Source organism: Endozoicomonas euniceicola (assembly GCF_025562755.1).
Classification (GTDB): domain Bacteria; phylum Pseudomonadota; class Gammaproteobacteria; order Pseudomonadales; family Endozoicomonadaceae; genus Endozoicomonas_A; species Endozoicomonas_A euniceicola.
Genome location: NZ_CP103300.1, coordinates 2882300 through 2905145 on the forward strand (window position 1 = coordinate 2882300; position 22846 = coordinate 2905145).

21 protein-coding genes and 2 pseudogenes are annotated in these 22846 nt (G+C 48.3%); 13 read left to right on the forward strand and 10 right to left on the reverse strand.

The window, feature by feature from the left end; all coding sequences use genetic code 11:
• The first annotated feature begins 246 nt into the window (after positions 1-246).
• Positions 247-1107 (forward strand): magnesium transporter, encoded by an 861-nt coding sequence (locus NX720_RS11165; RefSeq protein WP_262601191.1) that lies wholly within the window; start codon positions 247-249, stop codon positions 1105-1107.
• Here NX720_RS11165 and NX720_RS11170 read toward each other — a convergent pair.
• From NX720_RS11170 to NX720_RS11180, 3 genes are read right to left on the reverse strand one after another with little or no spacing between them, the layout of a single operon-like run.
• On the reverse strand, positions 1079-1879 hold the full coding sequence (locus NX720_RS11170) for an ABC transporter permease family protein (protein ID WP_262601192.1): 801 nt from the start codon (positions 1877-1879) through the stop codon (positions 1079-1081). The two genes, NX720_RS11165 and NX720_RS11170, sit on opposite strands and share 29 nt — an antisense overlap.
• Positions 1872-2846, reverse strand: coding sequence for a metal ABC transporter solute-binding protein, Zn/Mn family (locus NX720_RS11175; RefSeq protein WP_262601193.1), 975 nt, complete (start codon positions 2844-2846; stop codon positions 1872-1874). Before NX720_RS11175 ends, NX720_RS11170 begins: the two co-directional genes overlap by 8 nt.
• A complete protein-coding gene (locus NX720_RS11180; protein WP_262601194.1) occupies positions 2827-4143 on the reverse strand; it encodes a hypothetical protein in 1317 nt (438 codons plus the stop codon). The genes NX720_RS11175 and NX720_RS11180 overlap by 20 nt, the downstream gene beginning before the upstream one ends.
• A gap of 181 nt (positions 4144-4324) precedes the next feature.
• On the opposite strand from NX720_RS11180, the gene NX720_RS11185 reads away from it, so the two are divergent.
• From NX720_RS11185 to NX720_RS27090, 3 genes are all read left to right on the forward strand, one after another.
• Positions 4325-4951, forward strand: coding sequence for a scabin-related ADP-ribosyltransferase (locus NX720_RS11185; protein WP_262601195.1), 627 nt, complete (start codon positions 4325-4327; stop codon positions 4949-4951).
• 364 nt (positions 4952-5315) lie between these two features.
• Positions 5316-5759 (forward strand): hypothetical protein, encoded by a 444-nt coding sequence (locus tag NX720_RS11190; protein WP_262601196.1) that lies wholly within the window; start codon positions 5316-5318, stop codon positions 5757-5759.
• A gap of 136 nt (positions 5760-5895) precedes the next feature.
• Positions 5896-6588: a scabin-related ADP-ribosyltransferase gene (locus NX720_RS27090; protein ID WP_404831066.1), complete on the forward strand. Its 693-nt coding sequence runs from the start codon at positions 5896-5898 to the stop codon at positions 6586-6588.
• A 174-nt stretch (positions 6589-6762) separates the two neighbouring features.
• Here NX720_RS27090 and NX720_RS11200 read toward each other — a convergent pair whose 3' ends face one another.
• The gene (locus tag NX720_RS11200; protein WP_262601198.1) at positions 6763-7137 is read right to left on the reverse strand and encodes a hypothetical protein; all 375 of its coding nucleotides are present in this window, start codon (positions 7135-7137) and stop codon (positions 6763-6765) included.
• Between the two features lie 73 nt (positions 7138-7210).
• On the opposite strand from NX720_RS11200, the pseudogene NX720_RS11205 reads away from it, so the two are divergent.
• Positions 7211-7663: pseudogene (locus NX720_RS11205) on the forward strand (IS5 family transposase); the annotation flags it as partial.
• 133 nt (positions 7664-7796) lie between these two features.
• Entirely contained in the window at positions 7797-8492 is a 696-nt protein-coding gene (locus NX720_RS11210) for a hypothetical protein (protein WP_262601199.1), read from the forward strand.
• A 37-nt stretch (positions 8493-8529) separates the two neighbouring features.
• Here the strand turns inward: NX720_RS11210 and NX720_RS11215 are convergent, their stop codons facing one another.
• From NX720_RS11215 to NX720_RS11235, 4 genes and pseudogenes are all read right to left on the reverse strand, one after another.
• Positions 8530-9669, reverse strand: a complete 1140-nt coding sequence (locus NX720_RS11215; RefSeq protein WP_262601200.1) for a PilT/PilU family type 4a pilus ATPase — start codon at positions 9667-9669, stop codon at positions 8530-8532.
• 142 nt (positions 9670-9811) lie between these two features.
• The gene (locus tag NX720_RS11220) at positions 9812-11872 is read right to left on the reverse strand and encodes an AsmA family protein (protein ID WP_262601201.1); all 2061 of its coding nucleotides are present in this window, start codon (positions 11870-11872) and stop codon (positions 9812-9814) included.
• A 120-nt stretch (positions 11873-11992) separates the two neighbouring features.
• Positions 11993-13212, reverse strand: a pseudogene (locus NX720_RS27095) (ISAzo13 family transposase).
• A 91-nt stretch (positions 13213-13303) separates the two neighbouring features.
• The gene (locus tag NX720_RS11235; RefSeq protein ID WP_262601202.1) at positions 13304-15016 is read right to left on the reverse strand and encodes an SPOR domain-containing protein; all 1713 of its coding nucleotides are present in this window, start codon (positions 15014-15016) and stop codon (positions 13304-13306) included.
• A gap of 639 nt (positions 15017-15655) precedes the next feature.
• Between NX720_RS11235 and NX720_RS11240 the strand changes: the two genes are divergently transcribed.
• The 5 genes from NX720_RS11240 (at position 15656) to hisF (ending at position 19045) form a co-directional block, all read left to right on the forward strand.
• Entirely contained in the window at positions 15656-16408 is a 753-nt protein-coding gene (locus NX720_RS11240) for a hypothetical protein (protein WP_262601203.1), read from the forward strand.
• Positions 16409-16575: 167 nt separating this feature from the next.
• Positions 16576-17169, forward strand: coding sequence for an imidazoleglycerol-phosphate dehydratase HisB (hisB, locus tag NX720_RS11245; protein ID WP_262601204.1), 594 nt, complete (start codon positions 16576-16578; stop codon positions 17167-17169).
• A gap of 3 nt (positions 17170-17172) precedes the next feature.
• Positions 17173-17817 carry an imidazole glycerol phosphate synthase subunit HisH gene (gene hisH / locus NX720_RS11250; RefSeq protein ID WP_262601205.1) on the forward strand — a complete coding sequence of 215 codons (645 nt, stop codon included), beginning with the start codon at positions 17173-17175 and terminating at the stop codon, positions 17815-17817.
• Between the two features lie 51 nt (positions 17818-17868).
• Positions 17869-18255 carry a DUF4870 domain-containing protein gene (locus NX720_RS11255; RefSeq protein ID WP_262601206.1) on the forward strand — a complete coding sequence of 129 codons (387 nt, stop codon included), beginning with the start codon at positions 17869-17871 and terminating at the stop codon, positions 18253-18255.
• Positions 18256-18271: 16 nt separating this feature from the next.
• On the forward strand, positions 18272-19045 hold the full coding sequence (gene hisF / locus NX720_RS11260) for an imidazole glycerol phosphate synthase subunit HisF (RefSeq protein WP_262601207.1): 774 nt from the start codon (positions 18272-18274) through the stop codon (positions 19043-19045).
• Positions 19046-19102: 57 nt separating this feature from the next.
• Here hisF and nfsA read toward each other — a convergent pair whose 3' ends face one another.
• Together nfsA and NX720_RS11270 are read right to left on the reverse strand one after the other, a co-directional pair.
• On the reverse strand, positions 19103-19840 hold the full coding sequence (nfsA, locus tag NX720_RS11265; protein WP_262601208.1) for an oxygen-insensitive NADPH nitroreductase: 738 nt from the start codon (positions 19838-19840) through the stop codon (positions 19103-19105).
• Entirely contained in the window at positions 19840-21129 is a 1290-nt protein-coding gene (locus tag NX720_RS11270; RefSeq protein ID WP_262601209.1) for an AhpA/YtjB family protein, read from the reverse strand. Before NX720_RS11270 ends, nfsA begins: the two co-directional genes overlap by 1 nt.
• Before the next feature lie 94 nt (positions 21130-21223).
• Between NX720_RS11270 and NX720_RS11275 the strand changes: the two genes are divergently transcribed.
• On the forward strand, positions 21224-21532 hold the full coding sequence (locus NX720_RS11275; protein ID WP_262601210.1) for a hypothetical protein: 309 nt from the start codon (positions 21224-21226) through the stop codon (positions 21530-21532).
• A gap of 40 nt (positions 21533-21572) precedes the next feature.
• On the forward strand, positions 21573-22799 hold the full coding sequence (gene serB, locus NX720_RS11280; protein ID WP_262601211.1) for a phosphoserine phosphatase SerB: 1227 nt from the start codon (positions 21573-21575) through the stop codon (positions 22797-22799).
• Positions 22800-22846 lie beyond the last annotated feature (47 nt).

Sequence of the window (22846 nt, forward strand, 5' to 3'; positions counted from 1 at the left end):
TAATAACTAAATGTATGCTCTCCGCCGCATACTTATAATCTGGAAATATTTATGGAAACCGATCAACCCCCGAGTAGAAAGGTAAGTCGTGATGTAACGCTCTGACGGTTTTCTGTGTCTCTTCGCCGAAACCGTCCGGGTTTCGGTTCTGCTGGTTTAATCCTCTCCGAAATATCACTTCTTACACACTCCGATAACAAGTAGTTAAAAAACAATCGACGTATATATTGCGCCTGGAGGATTACCATGGCGGTTGCTGATATGGCTGTTACAGACCTGCATCTTGTAAGTGTAAGTGTAAGTGAAAGTGAGTTTGATACTGCTCAGGCTATTGCCTTTATGCGGTTTCTCAGTCTTAAAGAGAAGGCTGAGTTTATTATTGGTTTAACCCTGAGTCAGGCGAATGATGTGTTGTCAGGGTGCCCATTGCGGGAAGTTCAGGATATTCTGGAACTGCTGGAAGATTCGGAGCACGAAGTTCGCGCCAGGCAGATCAGTATGGGCCTGGGCTTGATCAGCAGTGAAGTTGAACCTGTCGGTGAATACCTTGATAACGGTGTGATGTCTCACGTGCGTGAGCGCATTGGCTGGATTATTGGTCTGGCGTTGATGGGTATTGTCTCCGGACTGATTATTGCGCGTTACGAAGATGCCCTGAGTTCAATGGTGTTGCTGGCAGTTTATATGCCAGTGGTTGCGGCTGCAGGCGGTAACACGGGTTCTCAGGCAGCGACGCTGGTGGTACGCGCGCTGGCAACCGGCGATATCGGTATGAATGACTGGGCCAGAGTGGTCTGGAAAGAGTTTCGGGTTGCCTGCTTTATTTCCATGGTGCTGGCACTGGTGATTGGGGCCCGGGTTGTTATGTTCAGTGGTGGCAGTGTCTTGCCGGAAGGTATTTCTTTGCAGATGGTGGCGTTTGCCATTGGTCTGGCGATTTCCATGCAGGTGATTATGTCCACCACCCTGGGTGGTGTTCTACCTCTGATTGCCAGGGCTTTCCGTCTTGATCCGGCGGTTCTTGTGAGCCCGGTTCTGGCCTCGGTGGTTGATATTACCGGTATGCTGATTTACTTCTTTACGGTGACGCAGTTGCTGGGGATTTAACTATCACCCGGAATAATGCACACGCCACCGCCATCATCACCACGATGGACGCTCCTCCCGGATAGTCGAACAGGCTGGACAACATCAGGCCTGTTCCTATCCCGATAATGCCCAGGCTATAGCCTGTTATCCAAGACTTGATTCCCACCCTTCCCGAGATCGCCAGCGCGGGCATAATCAGGGTAGTGAATACCAGATAAACCCCTGACAGTTTCACCGACATTGTGATCAGGATGGCAAAGACCGGGTAGAATAGTTTACCTGCCAGCAAGCGTGGCATCACCAACAAACCCGCTAACAAAGCCAGTGTTGCCAGTCCGGGGATTTGCAGGTCTGACCACTGTATCCAGAGCAGTCTGCCCCCCAGGGTGTCGGAGATATGCTCGGCTCCATGCGGGTCGCTGGCAAGGACAAGCAGTATGCACGCCGCTGCCAGAATATAAATACAGCCGATGATCGCTTCCAGCTCCGTGGCAGCATGACGGGACAGTTTTGATATAAGACATGCGCCAGCTATTGAGAAAACAAACGGCATAACCGTTTCCAGCCCATTCTTAAAGGTTTCCTGTAAATGGTTATGGGAGCTCTCCAGTGCTTTATTCATGATGTGAGCAATGACAGCCCCCATGGCGGCAATTTGGGCCACAGCCAGATCCATAAAGACAATGCCTCTGTTCAGCACCTGTCGTCCAAGAATCAGATGGCTGATCAGTATCAGAACACCACCACAGAATGATGGCAGCAGTATGGTCACAAGACTGATATCAACCATTGCTTTCAATAGCCTTCAGTAGTTTATCAATCAGATCATCATAGAGTGTTGTCAGAGCCTGGCTCTTGTTATTGTCATTGACCGACATGGGCAGCTTAATGGCGGGCACGCCGATCTGTTTACTCAGCCATTCTGCTCCGCTTTTATCCTGATACGAGGCATAAACGACAGCATCCACTCGTGTGTTTTTAGCCAGATTCAAGAGTCTGGACAAATGCTTGCTGGACGGTGGCAGCCCCGGTTTGGGTTCAAGGTCGCCTACCATGGATATGCCTAACCACTGAAACAGGTACTCGAAGCTGGTATGGTAAGCGACCACCTGCATGCCCTTCAGGGGGGTGGCTTCCTGTTCCCACTTCCGGATATTTCTCTGCCACTGCTCATCAAATTGTTCAATGTTCTTCCTGTAAGACTCCCTGTGATCCGGATCGATTTTTGCCATTCGTTCTGCCAGAGCATTGGCAACGGTCATTAAGCGATAGGGATCAAGATGAAAATGTGGGTTTCCTTCAGGGTGAACATCGCCCATGGTGGGATTAACGTTTTTGAGTTTGCCAATGGTATCTATCTGCTCAGCCGCGTAGAACATACCGTCTTTGCCGTTTTGAACCCGGGCATTGGCTGATTTCATTTGCAGCAGGGGAAGCCAGCCCACTTCGAGACCCGCTCCGGAGCAGATGGCCAGATCGGCACTGCGCATTTTGGCAATCAGCCCCGGTCTTGCCTCTATGTGATGAGGGTCCTGGAGTGCGGAGGTGGCACTGTAAACGTTACTGTGGGGGGCAATCTGTTCTGCCAGGGCTTTCCATTCGGGTTCACAGGTCAGAATATTTAACGCCCTGGCTTCAGGAATAAAGGTCAGGACAGGAATTATTCCCAGCGTAAGAAGTAACCAGCGACAGTCCTCATTGTTAAAAAAGAGGCTAAAAAAGGGGTTAAAAAGGGTGTTAAAACTGATGCGCATCATGAGCCCCTAAAGACATTACATATTGCAGAGTGATGATGTTGTCGTTGATGTGTCCCAGGCCTTTGCCTTTCTGGTGTGTCCATTGCAGGCGCAGGGTGGAGAAATGGCTGTGACTCCATGACAGCATCAACTCTGTTTCCTTTAGTGAGTGTTTGTGATGGTGGTCGTCTTCAACCTTTAAACCGTTAAATTCCCCATAACGAACACCAGTCGCCCACTGTGGCGCAAACTGATAGACGCTGCTCAGATACCAGCCGTCGTGTTTGTCATCGGTGCTTTTGATGGTTTTGTTATCAGTAATATTTCTTGCCTGAAGGTATTCGGCGGACAGGCTCAGATGGCGGTATTTGTAATTCCCTTCAGGAGCCCATTTCCAGACAGCTTCCACACCATAAAGGTCTTTGCCTGTGTAAGAGGCTTTGTGGCAGTGATGGTGATCATGGCCGTGATGCGGGTTTCCACCTGCGTGCGGATGTTCATGATGAGCGTCGTGATGGTGTTCTTCATGATGGTGATCATGCTCATGATGTTTATCATCCTCATGCTTATGATGTTCATCATCATCGTGCTTGTGATGATCGTGTTGATGATGTTCTGTCGGACGACTCCAGGGGCTGGTTCCATTTTCATTATGAAGATAGTTGAAACCAATCTGCCAGCTGTGCTCATGATTGAAGTCGCCACCGATCTTGGTGAAAAAGTTATATACCCCGACTGAATTCGGATCTTTGATGTTATTCGCCCGCAGTTTTTTGCCGCTGAAAGCTTCAGCCCCAATGTTCCAGTATATGTCTGTGGGCATGAGGTAACTGACTCGTACGCCATCATCGAAATAATGAGAACCTAACAGGGCACGATAAACCGCCGGACGTTCTGTGAACGAATCCGTGTGGGTATGCTGGCTGTTAAGATAACCGAAGTCAGACAGAAAACGACCCGCCCTGGCGGAAAGCCCTCCGGGCAGTGTCAGGGTCTGGATAAAGGCTTCTTCCGCTTCTAGTTCCGTTTTGCTGTCATGGGTATGGAGGACAGCGGTTAATTTTCCAAAGAAAAGGTCGTCGATTGGGGAGCTGATACTCAGTTCAACGTGACCGAGTCCAAAACCTTTGTCGGTTTCGCTGAGGGCACTCTTTTCAGACTTGTAATGACCATCAAGTATCAAGCTGTAGTTTGGGTTGAAGTCCATGGCGTTAGAGGTTGAAAGGTAGCCAAGAAAGACGGCTAGAGAGAGGTTTTTTTTAGTGATACACCGGTTATTCACTGCGGTTTGCTCTATGTGAAGTTGTTGTTGGAGCACAAGGCTTATGCAGTGTTTTGTTATAGTATAACGTTCCAGAAATGCCAGAAATTGATTGAATATTATTCTTATTCATAAGTTTGGGTCATTTGAATGAAAATGGTTTAAGAGGCATGAGGCTATGTTTAAAATCGGTTTCAGAAGCAGTTCTCATAGATGCAACTTATATTCAGAAGGAAATGTGCTGCAATTGACCAATGCTTTAAAGTTTCAGAACACAACCACCATACCCGGCAGCCGACATATTCCAGCGGTAAGATCCAGAGAGTTTGGGGCAAAAAGTTACTTTTCCGGATACGTCTTCAGGGGAGATAGCAGACCTCCGGACGTTATATTTGAGCAGGGCTTTATGCTGCAGTATTCAGTGCAGTTAATAGAACAGATGAATATGATGACCGGAACCAGTCCTTTTAATAACCTTCCCGGTTTTACGGGAAAAGAAGGTATATCAACCAGCGTTTGTGTCTGTAATGCGTCTCTGTATGCTAATAACCGTAAGGCCTCTGAATTTAGAGGGTATGTTTACCTGATCGATGCAATGTACATGGGGGGATTTGCTGTATCTGATGACCCGGAAACATTTTCAAAACCTCCCATTCTTAAAGAAATCAATGAAGTATGCTTTCCATGCTCTATTCCCAATACATCGGTAATAGGGGTTGTATGGCCTGAAGGCTTGCGTCCATTAATATTAGACTGGCCGGAAGTGGCCGTCAGGCTTAACCTGGCGGTTAATCCTGAGTACTGGTCAGGTTGTGAAAAGGGACTGGCTGCTGCAAAGAAAGTGGTCGAATTATTTAATACATGACCTTGCTGGTGGCTGAGAAAGTATCATCCGGGTTCCGGTTACGAATATTCAGGGTCGATTTTCTTCTTGGGCAAGCCTTTTTATATCAAGGGCTGAAGCCTTAAGTCAGTGCCATTGGTTTAAGGGACATGAGGTTATGCTTAAACGCGGTTCCAGCAGTCGTTCTCAGACAGACAACTTATATTCAGAAGGGAATGTGCTGCAATTGACCAATGCTTTAAAGTTTCAGAACACTAACATGATACCTGGCAGCCGACATTTCCCGGCGGTAAGCTCCAGGGACTTTGGGGCAAAAAGTTACTTTTCCGGATACGTTTTCAGGGGAGACGCCAGACCTCCGCACATTATATTTGAGCAGGGCTTTATGCTGCAGTATTCAGTGCAGTCAATGGATCAGGTGCGTATGATGACTGGAACCAGTCCTTTTGCCCACTTTCCCGGCTTAACGGGAAAAGACGGTATATCAACCAGCGTCTCTGTACTCGAAGCATCCAAATACGCTACGAACTTCAAGACATTTGCAGCATCTGGATGCAAATATGTTTACCTGATTGATGCAATGGGCATGGCAGGGTTTGTTGTACCAGATAAGCAGGGCCCATTTCTTACAGAAAACAGTGAAATATGTTTTCTATCTTCTATTCCAAATACATCAGTAGTCGGGGTCGTATGTTCTGACGGCCCGTACCTGATATTTAACAGCTTAACACTCTCCTGCCTTAATCTGGCTGTTAACCCGGAGTACTGGTCAGGTTGTGAAAAGGGACTGGCTGCTGCAAAGAAAGTGGTCGAATTATTTAATACATGACCTTACCGGTGGCTGAGAAAGTATCATCCGGGTTCCGGTTACGAATATTCAGGGTCGATTTTCTTCTTGGGCAAGCCTTTTTATATCAAGGGCTGAAGCCTTAAGTCAGTGCCATTGGTTTAAGGGGCGTGAGGTTATGTTTAAACGCGGTTCCAGAAGTCGTTCTCAGACAGACAACTTATATTCAGAAGGGAGTGTGCTGCAATTGACCAATGCTTTAAAGTTTCAGAACACAACCACCATACCCGGCAGCCGACATATCCCAGCGGTAAGTTCCAGAGAGTTTCGGGCAAAAAGTTACTTTTCCGGATACGTCTTCAGGGGAGATTCCAGACCCCCGGACATTATATTTGAACAGGGTTTCATGCTTTGGAAGCCCGTTACGGAAATGAGCCAGGTGCAAATAATGACTGGAGTCAGCCCTGCGATGGATGAAGCCCCCTTTTTTTATGGCCATACGCTCAGAGAGGGTATATCAACCATTGTCGATGTCCATGATGCAGCCTTCTACAGTGTGAAGTACAGGCAACCACCAGGGTATGTTTACTTGATTGATGCAATGGACATGGCAGGGTTTGTTGTATATAACACCATGGATACATTTTCAGAACCGCCGGTTCTTGAAAACATACAGGAAGTATGCTTTCTAGCCCCTATTCCCAATACATCGATAGTCGGGGTTGTATCGCCTGAAGGCCATCCTCCATCATCGCCCGGCTGGCCTGAAGCGATAAACAGGTTTGATCTGACTGTTAATCCAGAATACTGGTCAGATTCCGAAATGGGACTGGCTGCTGCAAAGAAAGTGGTCGAATTATTTAATACATGACCTTGCTGATGGCTGAGAAAGTATCATCCCGGTTCAGGTTACGAATCCCATTTCTGGCTTTCAGGGCTCACAGGTGTAAGAGTCGGTGGCCCGGGATGTTGAAAGGTAGCCAGGATAGACGACCTTGATCATCAGCAGAAGTTGCTGGCGGATTCAGTGCCTGAGCCGCATCCGCTACTCTGGTGCGTAATCGTCCAGGGAGCAGGGTGGCTGTCTAGGCTCAAGTCTGTGCCTGTCGGTATGCTTGTGACATATGACGATGGTGCAATGATGTGTTTTTCCTTCGCTATCCATAAAGGAGATGGGCTGGTCGCAGAAAGGTGACGACCAAACGTTTTGGTTACTATGACTACGACCGAGCTGGACATTAAAGATTTTCCTGTACAAAAAATGTTCGTCGCCAATATACCATTGCTCAACACCGCACTCTTCAGGTTTTAGCGCTACGAAATGACGATCCATATGATGTTTACCTTCAATAACGTAAACTTCGAGGTAGTCAGTTGTATCAATAGAGAATGCGTAAGAGCACCAAAAAATAATTAACAAGAGATTACGGCGTTGCATGGGATAGCCACAGTTTCTAATGAGGAAATGAAGATGTTTGATTCTATTATAGCTAAGCGTTAAGAATACCGCTTATGCGTTGGATAAAGGCTATGACGCAGGAAAGAAAGTATCCGGAATTAAACGACACATCGTTATAGATACACAGGGACAACCCCACGCAATCACTATTGCTACAGCAGATGTAAATGACAGGGCCAGGGCTCTGAAGGCTTTCGAAAACAACAAATCAACCTTATCAAAGATAGAGTCTGTGTTGGTTGATGGCAGCTATACAGGTCAACCTTTTGCCAAAGCTACTGATGAAATACTGGGAGCCTCCGTACAGGTAGCAAAAAGGAGCGAACTTCATACTTTTGCAGTCATCCCGAAGCGCTGGGTTGTCGAGCGCTCATTTGCCTGGATAGAAGACTTCCGCCGTTTATAGAAAAATACCGAGCGCAAATTGAACACAAGTCTTCAATTTACGCATTTAGCTTTCTTGGTACTCTTGTTGAGAAGATTATGAACAGCTTCTAAAAAAACATGTATGCAACACTTTCGTCATCCCCGCAAAGGCGGATCCACTGTCGTGGTAGATTCCCGCCTTTGCGGAAATGAGGGTATATTCTGTTGTGTCACTTCCTTAAGGGCATGAGGCTATGTTTAAACGCGGTTCCAGAAGTCGTTCTCAGACAGACAACATATTTTCAAAAAAGAATGTGCTGCAATTGACCAATGCTTTAAAGTTTGAGAACACAACCACCATACCTGGCAGCAGACTTATCCCAGCGGTAACATCCAGAGAGTATCGGGCAAAAAGTTACTTTTCCGGATACGTCTTCAGGGGAGATGCCAGACCCCCGGACATTATATTTGAACAGGGTTTCATGCTTTTGAAGCCCGTTACGGAAATGAGACAGGCGCATTTAATGACTGGAGTCTGCTCTGAGCTGGATGAAAGCCCCTGTTATTATGGCTATACGTTCAAACAGGGTATATCAACCACTGTCCATGTCTATGATGCAGCCTACTACACTGTGAGGCGCTGGCGACCACCAGGGTATGTTTACTTGATTGATGCAATGGACATGGCAGGGTTTGTTGTATATAACACCATGGATAAATTTTCAGAACCGCCGGTTCTTGAAGACATACATTATGAAGTATGCTTTCTAGCCCCTATTCCCAATACATCGATAATCGGGTTTGTATTGCCTGAAGGCCATGATCCATTATCGTCCGTCTGGCCTGAAGCGACAAAGAGGCTTAATCTGACTGTTAATCCAGAATACTGGTCAGATTCCGAAAAGGGATTGACTGCGGCAAAAAAAGTGGTGAGATTATTTAACGCCTGACTGGACAGACGCTTGCCGGGAGCCGGGGAGGTGGCAGTCAGGAATTCCATTGCTGGTTTTCAGAGTCCACAGGGCTGATGCTTAGGTTGTCGTTTGACCCGAAATTCGAGGAAGGTGTCTGATCCATTTTCAGCATCAGGCGCAGGTTGTTTGGTGATGTGGCATGCAGCATAGCGCGGTCCTGGGTAATTTTTCCGGCTTTAACCAGATCGTAGAGCGTCTGGTCAAAGGTCTGCATGCCCTGGCTTTTACCTTTCTGAACGGCTTCATTCAGTTCGTCGATATTGCCATTTTTGATCAGGTCGGCAACTCGTGGCGTGTTGATCAGGATTTCGTGTACCGGTACCACCGAGCCTTCTTCTTTTCCCTCGACCAATTGCTGGCCGACCACCATTCGCAGGCTGAGTGACAGGTCCATAAGAATTTCAGAGTGCTGTTCCGGTGGGAAAAAGTGAATGATTCTTTCCAGAGCCTGATAAGTGTTATTGGCGTGCATGGTGGCTATGCATAAATGACCGGTTTCAACAAATTCAACGGTATGTTTCATAACGCCGGGAGAGCGAATTTCTCCCACCACCACAAGGTTGGGCGCCTGTCTCAGTGCATTAAACAAACCGGCTTCATAGCTTTTGGTGTCCAGTCCGACATCCCGCTGGGTAACAATACAGTTTTTGTGGTCGTGGATGTATTCCACTGGGTCTTCAATGGTGATGATATGGCCTTTGCTGTTCTGGTTGCGGTAATCAACCAGGGACGCCATTGATGTGGATTTACCCGCTCCTGCCGCCCCGGTGATCAGAATAAGCCCGCGTTCCTGCAATACCTGGTCAGCGATCTGTGAGGGTATCGACAGCTCCTGACATGAGGGAATGTAAGAGTTAAGCCTGCGAATCACCAGGCCGGGCTCAGACTTCTGGAAAAAAGCACTGATCCGGAAGCGTCCAACATCTTTCAGGTTGTAGCCATAATTACACTCTTTGTTTTTGACGAATTGCCCAAAGCGTTCTTCTCCCATAAAAGTACGAATACTCTGGTGCGCCTGATCACTGGTGAGAACGGTGTTGCCAATGTTATGGATCGATTTACCAATCTTGAGGTTAGGTGGAATGCCTACGGTGAAAAAGCATTCGGAGCCTTTTTTGTCAGTCAGTAACTGAAGGATTTTGTCTATGTTCATGGCAGCCACGGCAACGGGGAAAGGTAATAACTGATATTGTCGGCTCGCGGACTTTGAACTTGCGGCTCTTGCGGCTCTTGCGGCTATAGGAGGGGCAGTCCGGGTACTTCGCTACCCGGACTCACGGCTGAGTGAAAAATAATTACTTAAAGAAACCTTTCAGAACATCCTTGAGAGGGCCTTCAACTTTCTCCTCGATTTCTTCTTTAATGCGATGCTTCACTTCCTGTCTGGCCAGACCGGCAATGGTGTCAGCCAGACGGTCTGTATCAAGGCCGCAATCCGGTTTGCCCAGCTCTCCATGACAGCGTACGGGCCAGGTGACCTCTGCATAATCCTCGTTTACCTGACACGCCGGGTCGCTGTCCGGAGCCGTGTCGCCACTGATATTCAGACCGACGTGGTAATCCATGGCCTGCTCTATCAGGTTGACTGTGCCATCGCCTTTCAGGTTCATGTTAGCCAGCTCTGCGGTCAGGTTGTCGTTGCTGGCAACACCATTTCGAATATCAAAGCTGCCGCTGAGGTTTTTAAATTGTGTTGATTCTCCCCAGTCTTTTTTCTGCAAGTCTTTGTCGCGAATCCGGGCAATACCTTCACACACCAGTTTGTCGAAATTCGTTCCGGTGAATGCGCCATTGGCAATCCCGAACCCTACCTTGCCGTTGAGGTTTCGGGTCAGAGTACTTTGCAGCAGGCCGTGGGTAGTAACATTCACATCGGCATTCAGGTTGCCTTCCACAGAAGCCAGCGCCGGAACCGGTTCGGCCACAGATTGCAGGTCAATGCCTTTAAGGCCTGCCACTGTTGATACTTTTGGATTGCCCTTCTGACGGACATCCAGCCTGGTGTCCAGATCAATGACGCCTTTGTAGAAAGCTGAATTAATTTTAACCTGTTGACGACCGTTTTTAGCAGTGAGCTGAACGCTGGGGTTTTCAAACTTCAGTTTTGCCACGGTCATCGAGTTCAGCTTCAGGGAACCTTTGATATCCAAAGGACGCAGAGCATCTTCCGGAATCAGGGGCACTTCGCTGGTGGTGGCCGGAGCCGTTTGCTTACTGCTCTCTTCTTTACCGCTACCTTCTTTATTAGAGTGAGCCCCGTCATTTGCTGGTGGCAGGTAGTTATCGAGATTCAGGTCATTACCGGAAAACTGGAACGTCATGGCCTGGGTTTCAAGATCAGTGACCTTGAAGTTGCCATCAATGACAAAGCTGTCAAGGCTGAGCTTCAGGGTATTAGCGTCAAAGCGTTTGCCATTGGTGGTGAACTGGCTGTTAAACGACAGTTTGCTTAAAGCGTGCGGGTCAGCCATCGGGGGCAGACTGACTTTAATCTGGCTCAACAGTCTGGCAGGGTTGAACTCAGTAACATCCATTGTGCCGTCAATTTTCATCGGCTCCTGCTGGTAGTTAACATTGCCCACAAGGTTGATGTTTTCGCCCTGAGTCATATCCGGCCTGGCGCTGAGTTTGTAGTTTTTCAGGGTGTACTGTCCATTTTTCAGGTCAAAGCTGACGTTACCGCTCAGCCCCGTCTGGAATGCAAGGTCTGGTTCATTGCTGCTGATGCGTGCCTGCAGATCAAAATCGAAAGGTTCCTGATTGCGAATGGCACCGGTGGTCAGGCTGGCCTGATCAATGGTGTAGGATTTTCCTGTAGTAAGATCCTGATACTGAATGATCAGGTCATTAGCAACGACGTTGGCAATGTTGATCTGCAAAGGCTGTTTTTCGCCGGATTGGTCTGAAGGCGTCGATGCTTCTGTTGTACTTTTGGCAGACCCGGATGCCGCAGATTTAGAAGGTTTTTGCCCGGTTTCCCAGTTGCCATTGCCATTGCTGTCTTTAATCAGGTTCAGTTTCAGTCCGATCAAAGTGGCGGTTTGCATTTCTACGGTCTGGCTCAACAGGGGCAGCAGTTTAACGCTGACTTCAGCTTTGCCCAGTTCAGCGAATGGCTTTTCTCCGGAACCTTTGACATTGATGTCTTGCAGAGAAAGCCCCAGCCAGGGAAAAACTGACCAGCCGATAGGCCCATCAATACTGAGCGTCAGCCCCGTGTTATCGTAAACCAGCTGGCTGATTTCATCCCGGTAATTGTTGGGATCGATGACTCTGGGAAGGACAAGGGCGGCGATAATTAAAATTAAGGCCAGTCCAGCTACCACAAAGACAAAAAACTTGATAATGCGGTTCATGGTTCGCCTCGGTCGAATGTGTTTGGGGTTCTTATAAAGTAGTTATCTGTTCAGTTTACTGATCTGAAGGTGTTGAAGATAGGCTGATTGGTATTACATGACCATTAAGGGGAGCGGCAATCAATAATTTACCGGTTCCGGAACAATTGTCACATCCCATTTCTTTAACTCAGGGTGGCGAATGATGTGAGGCTGTATTTCAGCTAATTCCTGTTTACTCAGTCTCACACCTTTTTGATACGGTTGATCAAGTAGCTTCACTATCGGGTTCATGCATTTCCATACCATTGTTTTTGTCCACTCCAAAACAGACGTTACTGTGTTCAGAAGGCTTCCATTCCAATGGTTTTCGAGATAAGACCAGCCTCGTTCAATCGGATTGTATTTGCTGTGGTAGGGAGGGTAGTAAACCAGCCGTATCTTCAGCCCCGCTTTTTTGGCAAACTCAACCATTCTGAAAAGAAACTGGGTTCGGTGGCTGTTACTTTCAGGTCCGTTGTCTGCGTAGATAACCAGCTCATCGACATACCTGTTAGCTTCCTTCACCTGCTCCCACCATTGCTCAATAGCATCGCAGATAAAATCACTGGTTTTGTAAGAGTTGCCGTAAAAGACATACAGCTGATCATCTTCCAGATTGAGTACCCCGAAGGGGATCATTTTTTCTTTGGTTGCCATATCATGATCCAGCGCTTTGACCGCTTCTGCCCCTCTGGCCTTACCACCTCTGGAAAAATTTCCAAGGTTAACCGTTGCTTTGCAATCAATGCTGATCTGAAGACTCTGCTTTCTCTGGCTTGCGGTGCTTTTTACTTGTTTGACGTTTTCAAAGATGGCATCGGTTTCCGGGATTTTTTTTCCGGCGTGGTCTTCTGTACCTTGTGAAGTTTATAGCCCATACGGTTCAACATGTTGCAGAAAGTACGCTCTTTGGGAAGTTGCTCTTCCTGCCACCCTTTTTCATCAATCAGTTTTTTCCGAACAGCACTGGCTGTTATGCGAGCATAGGAGAACGTATTTCTGAGCTGCGGGTCAGCCTGACTTTCAGGGTCAACCAGACTTCGGATGTCTTGTTCCAGTTGACGGTTTGCTACTTCTGCTTTTGGCTTGCCCTGTGATGCGTAATTTCCATAACAAACAAGTCCTGTTCGTTTTTCATGCATCCCGAGTTCAACGGTATGACGGCCAAAATTGAACTCGGTTTCAGTAAGGCGTGGACTACCAAAACAGAGCTGTTCAGCGACTTCAGCTATGAAGGCTCTGTGTTCAGAGCCTTTGAGCTTTTTAGCAGCAAGTATAATGAGGTGTTTGCATTCAGGGGTGACATTAACGCTGGACATGACGTTCACAATCAATCACAGAGGGAGTAAGCAGGAAAGATACTCCGGTAAAGTTTGTTATGCCACTCCCCTAAGGGGGTTATCAAGGGCGTCAGGTTTCCCGGATGCCCAGTTTTTTCAGGGAGGTCATGGGGCGGGTCCATGGATGCAGGACTCTGACAGCATCCTGCATAACCGGTGATTTTATGATTGACAACGCTTCACTGCTACTGTTGAACTGTCCCTGTAACAGCACATACCAGTCTTTCTGGTTACGCCGGTAATGAACCGTGACCGCAGAAGCCAGTTCAGGAAAGCGCTGTTTCATTTTTTTAATGGACTCTGGCTTGTTGGCTGCAAACCACTGAATGGTGTAGCTGCCATCTGAATTCTGCAGAAGGCTGGTTGGACGACTTCTGTCAGGCAGTGCAGTGGACGCTGATCGCTGTCTGGACAAGCGTGAACGTTGTTGGGAAGCAGTGATACGTTGATCCTGAGGGGCAGGCTTACTCTGTGCCACCAGTTGCCGCAGTTTATCTACCGGGCGAACTCTTGGATAAAGCCTGGTCGCTATGCGGGCATAGGCTGGTTGTTCCAGCGCTCGTTTTGCCATCGCCAGGTTGTCATAAGCCGGGCTGGCCAATACATACCAGACACGCCCTCGTTTGCGATACTGAATGACCTGAGCGTCTTCCAGATAAGGAAAACGCTGTTTAACCCGCTCAAGGGTTTCTCTTTTGCTGCTGGCTAACCATTGAATGGTGTAGCTGCCCGGAGGCGCTTCCAGAATATTTTCAGGTTCTTTTTCTCGCTCTTGTTCTCGCTCTTGTTCTCGTTGGTAGCGTCGCGATGACTGGCGTTCAGTATTTCGCTGATAGCCCCTCAGTGGTTCTGTTTGTTGCTGGTGATGGTATTGAGTCTGCTGTTGAAACGGACTGATGTTGTAGTCATGGGGCCGAGGTTGAGGAACCGTGTTGTAGTCCGGGTATTCATAGGAATAATCCGATGTCTGCTCCATGCTTGGATAGGCTGGCGCAATACTGGCAAACATGGTTTCGGTTGGTTGTGGAGAGCCAATCGGCATGCTGTATTGATCTGCGAGTACTGGCTGTTCCGGAATCGGGTCAGTGATATCCGGGCGGATAAGATCGAGCTTCTGGATACTGGCGACTGAGCGGGTCCAGGGATACAGCTTGTTGATCATGCCGGATCGGGGCGCTGCCTGCAGTGCTTCGTTGGCAGAGTTTCTGTCTTTGAAAGGGCCATCAAGAAGCACGTACCACTCTTTGCCATTTCGACGGTACTGAACAATCGCTGCCTCCTGTAAAACAGGGTAATAACTCTGCAACTCCCTGAGAGGTTTTGGGGTATGAGCAGCCAGCCATTGCAGTACATAGCTGCCATGTTGAGCATTTAACAGGCGGTTCAGGCTCTGGCTTTCTGCTTTCGCAACGTTTACAGGCTGCCGGTGTGAGATCGGTGAAAACTGTTCCAGCGGTAGCCTGGTGGAAGGAGGCTCCCGGTATTGTCTTGCTGCTGGAGGCTGAGGATAGGCTGGTATGGATTGATAGTTTTCACGAACCTGTGCAGGCTCATCTTCTCTTTGTCTGGTCACCTCTTCCAGAGGCTGACTGTACTCACTGGTAGCATCTTTTCGACACAGCCAGTCGTTGTTAGCGTTGGATTTGCAGTCCCAGGATGAACTCAGGGCAAGGGGTTTCGGAGGCAACAACAAAGCCTCCGCCACAGGGGCAGATAAGGGTACAAGTGCAGCCACGACTGAAAGACTGAGTGGTTTACAGGTAAACAGCACTCGACCAGGCATGAGCCAGATCCTTCTGATTCATTACTTTTAACAGAACAGATTTGCAAGTGGAATGCAAGACTTGTGTATGAATTATTTTTATCACACAAAATATTGTGAGTCAGGCGCAAAGTCCTGATTAAGAAAACAAGGTTTTATTTTCTGAGTACGTGACACACTCCCTCCACTAAATCGGCAAGCCGATTCTAGTGGGGGCTTCTAATCGGGAATTACGTGCGACCCACTATGTCAAATAACATAGCCTCTCGCTGTCGTACAGGTTGCCGAACCACGACAGGGGAACTCTTTACACATACGCTGTGTCCCAGCGCATCGGCGGTAGAAGCCAGAAAACGGTTGTGTTTTCCTGATTTGTTTCTCGTAGTTAGTCCAGCAACGGTGACGCTTGAGTATTTGTCCAGAGGCTTATCTGTCTGTCGTCTGTCGAGTAGGCTGTCGTCTCAGCCACCAAGCCCATTATGCAGGGTTTCGCAGTGCACTGAAGTTAGTACATGGGCTTGCTCTACGCAATCCTCGCTATCCATCTCCATCCAAAACTTCAAAGGTCGCGCCGCTCCCAATGAGAGGCTATGGATGGAGAATTTCGCAAGGTTCGTTAAACGACTATTATGTCTAAGGTTTTTTGGTGAGGATTTTGTCATGTGGACTCTCAGGAAAGTTCCGGGTGCGGCCGTTGTTTCTCTGCTTGTCAGCTTGCTGGCAATTGGAAGTCTTTTATTTACTCCTGAGACAAGTGCGATGGATACTGACTGTTTTCCGGTGCTGGATGAAAAACAGCCTCAGTATGTGGTGGCCTATGGGCAATATATGCATGAAGGCCTTAGAGAACAAAAAATTAAGAAAAAGTACAACAGCCAGCTTCCGGTGTGGATTAGCGGTTATCAGCGTGGCTGGATGACCCGCATAAAAGATGAAGGCAAATACACGACGCTTGGTGTTGCCCCTGAAGCCGGAAAATTGTTGAACGGCATTCTGGTCGAAGTGAGGCCAGGTATCATCAATACCCATGACAGAACCGAACGAAGGATGTGCAGAACCCGTCTGGACCGTAAAAGCATCTCATCGATGACCGGGCAGGTGATTCCTTCAAAAGGCGAGTTCTGGATTTACACGACTAAAAAAGCGTCCAGACTTCAGCCAGCGGGAAAGTTCCCGATTCTGATGTCAGAGGTGGACGAGTTTTTGACCGGTTGCATTGAGCAGGCTGAGCAGTTCAACCTGACTAATTTCCCTGAACAGTGTATTGATACCACTGATTTCTGGTCTAAACACTGGACCAATGACCGCGAACGTCCTTTAACTGGCAGGCTGGTACAGGTAAAGCGCAGAAAGGTGGACAGCCTGTTGAGCAAACTCAAGGGCGGACTGTATGAAAACGTGCGGGCTGAATGATAACAGGTCTGGGGAAAAGATAGTTTTGGCTGCCTGTTTTCGGTGAAGAGCTTAATGCCTATAATGATCAGGCCTCTGCTATAGGCTTCAATATAAAATCAAGCAAAACAAAAAAATTCAGCCCTGCATAAACAGATAGATAAAGAAACAGGAACCGGAGTTTTTTAATGTCAAAGCGCAAAGCTAGCGTAGAGCGGAATACGCTGGAAACCGAAATCAGGGTTGATATCAATCTCGATGGTACAGGCAAAGGTCAGTTTAATACCGGCGTACCGTTTCTGGAACACATGATGGATCAGATTGCCCGTCACGGTATGGTCGACCTCGATATAAAAGCCGATGGCGATAATCACATTGACGATCATCATACCGTTGAAGACATAGGCATTACCCTTGGGCAGGCATTTACCAAGGCGATTGGTGATAAAAAAGGTATTACCCGTTACGGACACGCTTATGTGCCGCTGGATGAGGCGCTTTCCAGGGTTGTGATCGATTTTTCAGGTCGTCCCGGCCTTGAGTACAATATTGACTTTACCCGCGCCCATATTGGTCAGTTTGATGTTGATCTGTTCTATGAGTTTTTTCAGGGCTTTGTGAACCACGCCAATGTTACCCTGCATATCGACAACCTCCGTGGGCGTAATTCTCACCATCAGATTGAGACCGTATTCAAAGCGTTTGGTCGGGCTTTGCGCATGGCTCTGACGTTTGATCCCCGTATGTCCGGGCAGATGCCTTCGACCAAAGGTTCGCTGTAAACCATGAAAATAGTGGCTGTTATCGATTATGGAATGGGAAATCTGCACTCAGCCAGTAAAGCTCTGGAGCATGTTGCAGGCAGAGATACCAGAGTCGTTGTTACCTGTGATCCCCAAACTATCCAGCAGGCCGACCGTGTTGTATTGCCAGGTGTTGGGGCTATTCGTGACTGTATGGCAGAAATCCGGCACAAGGGTGTAGACGACGTTGTCAGGGAAGTGGTGGCTTCGGAACGACCGCTGCTGGGTATCTGCGTGGGTATGCAGGTGATGCTGGATCATAGTGAAGAAAACGGTGGCGTTGAATGTCTGGGGGTGATGTCAGGCAACGTGAAGTTTTTTGGGCGTGACTTAAAAAGCCCGGCGGGTGAAAAACTGAAGGTTCCCCACATGGGGTGGAGCCGGGTCGATCAACATCAGCCTCATGCCTTGTGGGAGGGCATAGAAAACAACGAACGGTTTTATTTTGTCCACAGCTACCATGCTCATGCCGTTGATGATGAGGTAGCGGTTGGTCGTTGTGACTACGGTGTTAGTTTTGATGTTGCGCTGGCAAGCGATGCTATTTTTGCTGTGCAGTTTCACCCGGAAAAAAGTGCTGCCAGTGGTTTGAAACTGCTGGAAAACTTTTTGCAGTGGACTCCCTGAGCGGTTCTTTTGAAAATGGAAGATGGAGTGTTGAGCCAGGAGAGTTGAGCGATGGATGAATGGCCTCCCATGAGGGATCTGGACCCACCTCCGGGCCGGGATGAAAAGAATATAGCCATGCTGGCACACCTGTTACCTTTGCTGGGTTTTCTGATTCCGGGCATGAACATTGTTGTGCCGTTGCTGATCTGGCTGACCAAGCGTAATGAGTCGGCTTTTCTGGATCATCATGGCAGGGAGGCGCTGAACTTTCAGATATCCCTGACCTTGCTGGCTGCGATATGGTTTGCCCTGAAAATGATCATTGTCGGACTGTTTTTTCTGCCCCTTGTGCCGGTGGTGGTTATTCTGGCATTGATATTAATAATTCGTGCTGGCCTGAAGGCCAGTGGTGGGAATTATTACCAGTATCCGTTCTGTGTACGGTTTGTGAATTAACAACTGAAGGCTGTGTATGGGTTTAGCAAAAAGAATAATTCCCTGTCTTGATGTTGAAAACGGTCGGGTAGTAAAGGGTGTTCAGTTTGTGGATATCCGCGATGCCGGAGACCCGGTGGAAGTCGCTCGCCGTTATAACGATGAAGGGGCTGATGAAATCACGTTTCTGGACATTACTGCCACCCATGAAGGTCGTGATACAACGGTTCATACCGTGGAACGAATGGCCAGTGAAGTGTTTATTCCACTGACGGTGGGTGGTGGGATTCGCAAGGTGGAAGACATTCGTGTCATGCTCAATGCCGGAGCTGACAAAGTCAGCATTAATACGGCAGCTGTCTTTAACCCGGAGTTTGTTCAGGAAGCCGCCGGTCGTTTTGGGTCGCAATGCATTGTGGTAGCGATAGATGCCAAGAAAGTGAGTCAGCCCGGCGAAGAAGATCGCTGGGAAATTTTTACCCATGGTGGTCGCAAGCCTACAGGATTCGATGCGGTTGAGTGGGCGATAAAAATGGAGCAGTTGGGAGCCGGTGAAATCATGCTCACCAGTATGGATCAGGACGGTGTGAAGAGAGGTTATGACCTTGGCGTCACCAGGGCTATTTCTGAAGCGCTGTCGATTCCGGTTATTGCTTCAGGCGGTGCAGGTAATCTGAACCATCTGGTAGATGGCATTCAAAAAGGTAAAGCAGATGCGGTTCTGGCGGCGAGCATTTTCCACTTTGGGGAATACTCGATTCCCGAAGCCAAGCAATACATGGCAGAACGTGGCATTGAAATGAGACTTTAGTGGTTCATCCAGAAAATGCTCCCATATTTTACATGGGAGCTATCGATTCAGTCAGGCTCAACGCATCTTGAAACCCTTGCTGGCAAGAAACGCTTTCATATGTGGGCGGGACTCCTTACCAAGCAGGGCTGACATCTCCTGACTCCAGACCCGGTTCAGCTTGCCTTTGGTCCGCTGGTGGTAATAGTTACGCATGGTTTCATCGTATTCAGCCAGCAGCTGTTCATCCACAGGCTGATATTCTTCTTCCATTAATACCATACCAACGGGCAGGCGGGGCTTAAGTTCCGGGTTCTGGTCCGGATAGCCCAGGCACAGGCCAAATACCGGATAAACATGCTTCGGAAGTTTAATCAGCTCACTGACTTTGGCCGGATTATTGCGAATGCCGCCAATATAACAGATGCCCAGACCCTCAGACTCTGCCGCCACCACGACATTTTGGGCAAACAGGGCCACATCAATGGTGGCGATGATGAAATGCTCGGTCATACCATCAGCCAGTTGCTGACCTTCCTTTTCACAGCAAACAGCTGAACGGTTGAGGTCGGCACAGAACACCAGAAACTCGGCGGCACTGGCAACATAAGGCTGCCCACCCGCCAGTTCCGCCATGGCTTCACGGGTTCGTGGATTACGTACCCGAATAATGCTGGCACCTTGCAGGTTGCTGGAGGTAGCAGCACTTTGCCCGGCGCTGATCAGCTGACGTAACAGGGTGTCACCTATTGGCTGGTCGGTAAACTTGCGAATAGAACGATGCGACTGCAATAACTCGATAACAGGTCTGTTCATTATTCTCTTTCCAGTTCCCTGCTCAGATTATAGGCCTGTTGATTGATCTGTTTTTGCTGTTCTTCAGCAATACCCGTTATCTGAACAATGTCTTCTGCATGCTCAGAGGCACTAAACTTTGCCAGTTCCGCTGGCAGCCAATTTAGCTGCTCTTTCAGCATATTCAAACTATCTTCTCCCGGCAGGCTGGCGAGCATTAACGCGTTGCCAGCAGCACTGTCTACCTCGCTGGGAGACTCGTCTCCGGGAAAGTCTGGAATTTCATCGCTGACACAAAGCCCGATACCGACCTGAATTTTGACAATGGCATTCTCGCCAATCACTCGACTGACCGATTCAACTAACAGACTGCAACTCAGGGCGTCCTGTACAAACCCACTGCTTTCGAGGCTGGAAAAGCGGATATAGGCATTACCTTCCGGGGTGTAACTTATTTCACCGTTATAAAGGCTGGCAGCCTGTTCAATGGCGAAGGTGTGGGTGTGGAGAATATCCATCATGTCCTGATGGGAAATCAACTGCCGTAGCCGCGTCAGGTTTTTGCTGCGTACACAGACGACCACAGACGTTTCATCCTGCTCGACTTCCGGCTCTTCATCTTCGGGCTTGCTGCTGGCCAGTTTTTCAGTGAGCTGTTGTTCCACAAAGTGTGCCAGCAGGGTCAGTTCATTGCCGGATTTACCCCGGTTAATAAGTGGTGTTTGCAATAAACTTCTTAACTGCCGCAACACCAGTTCAAGCCTGCTACTCAGGGTTGTGGCGTAGGTGTGCAGGAAAATCAATGCCGCAACCAACAGGATAAGGCTGACGGCACTAATCACCACTAACGCATCACGGGCGTTTTTGGTTAACAGGGCTTCGTCCAGCTGCAGGCGTACATAACCGGCAATAACGTCCTGATAGTGTATGGGCGATGAATAGGTCTGTCCGGAAGTCGTCGTGGACTCTTCACTTTCTGAGCTGGCAATTTTGCGATTATCAATACTGTAAATCGCAGCCCTGGCAACGTAAGGCGTCTGAACCAGCTGATTGAGAAGAACACTCAGGCTTAACCGGTCTCCGGTAACCAGCATATCGGTAGCCGCACTGGCGGTTTGCTGGCTCAGTAAAGCGCCAATGGTGTCAGACTGGTGCTGGCTGGCAGTATTCATTTCTGAGCGGATAATCATGCCGCTGCTGCCGACCACGGCAATAAAAAACAGGCTGAAAATCAGCAGTAACTGGTTTCGTATCGACAGCGAATACAATCGATCGGTGATGTGTTTGATGAAATTAATCGGCGATTGCAAAGCCGAATCTCCTGATAATAAAAGCAAATTAATCTTCTATGATGACAGCCTATCAGCAATTATACAGCTGTAGTTTTAAAAGAGGGCTTAAGCAATGAAACCTGCTTTAATAGTTGTGTTTTCTGCAATACTATTTGTGGTTTGTGCTCAAAAGTCAGCCTTGGGGGCAGAGGGCGAAGAGCAGCCAAGGCTTCCTTCTAGTGCGATGATTTATAGCGGCTGGGGAGGGGTTTGGGGTTTTATGCTTTACCCTTCCCTGATTGCGGACAGACAACCTAATGACCCGATGCGTATTATAGCTTTTGTTGTTGCGCCTTTATTTGGCGGAATAGTAGGTTATTTGTTTGGACTGCATGCTGACAGGGTGCAAAGTGCAAACAATCATTCCGAGACCAACGAATAAACCAGAGCAAGTATCAGACAATTAAATAGCTGGATAAAAAGTGAGCGAAATATTACTGATCAATGTCACCGGACAGGATAAACCCGGACTGACCTCTTCTATTACCTCCATTATGGCTGACTATGGCCTGGAAATTCTGGATATTGGCCAGTCGGTTATTCATGCCACATTAACCTGGGGGATTCTGGTTCGCTTGCCTGAAGGAAAAGGCGCGGCACCGGTCATCAAAGAATTGATGTTCCATTTTCATGAACACAATCTGCAGTTTAATTATCAACCAGTTTCTGATGAAAACTATGAGCACTGGGTCAGTGAACAGGGAAAAAAACGATATATTCTGACACTGCTGGCCCGGCATGTCTCCGCTGAACAGATTGCCAGAGTATCGAGCATTACGGCAGAGCACGGGTTGAATATTGATGATATCCGTCGTCTTTCTGGGCGCCGTTCCCTGAAACGGGAAGAGCAGGGCAGCCTGTCCTCCTGTCTGCAATTCTCTGTTCGTGGCACCACCCCTGATCTGGCTAAACTTCGTTCTGACTTTTTGCATATTTCATCTGAGCTGGATGTCGATGTCGCTTTTCAGGAAGACACGGTCTTTCGCCGGAACCGACGGCTGGTTGTGTTTGATATGGACTCAACGCTTATTCAGGCCGAAGTGATCGACCTGCTGGCTGACGCTGCCGGAGCCGGGGCAAAGGTGGCAGAGATCACAGAGCGGGCAATGCGGGGCGAACTCGATTTTAATGCCAGTTTTCGTGAACGTCTGGCTATGCTGAAAGGCCTAGATGAATCGGTGTTACAGGGTATTGCAGAGAAACTGCCCATGACGGAAGGGGCTGAGCGGCTGATCAATAGCCTGAGGGCACTCGGTTATCGAACCGCCATATTGTCTGGCGGGTTTACTTATTTTGCCCGGCATCTACAGGAACAGCTGGGTATCGACTATGTGTATGCCAATGAGCTGGATATCAAAGAGGGCAAAGTCACGGGCAAAGTAAAGGGCGATATTGTGAACGGCGAACGTAAAGCCAGTCTTTTGCAGCAGATAGCCGACAAAGAAGATATCTTACTGGATCAGGTCATCGCTGTGGGCGATGGCGCTAATGACCTGCCGATGCTGAGTGTTGCGGGTCTTGGTATTGCTTTTCGTGCCAAGCCTCTGGTGCAGAAAAATGCACGACAGTCTATTTCTACTTTGGGGCTGGACAGCATTCTCTATCTGTTGGGCTTCAGGGAAAAAGACCTGGAGACTCTGAGCTGGTAATGGGTATCAGCAATTTAAAAGCAAAATTTATGATGATCATCTACTCT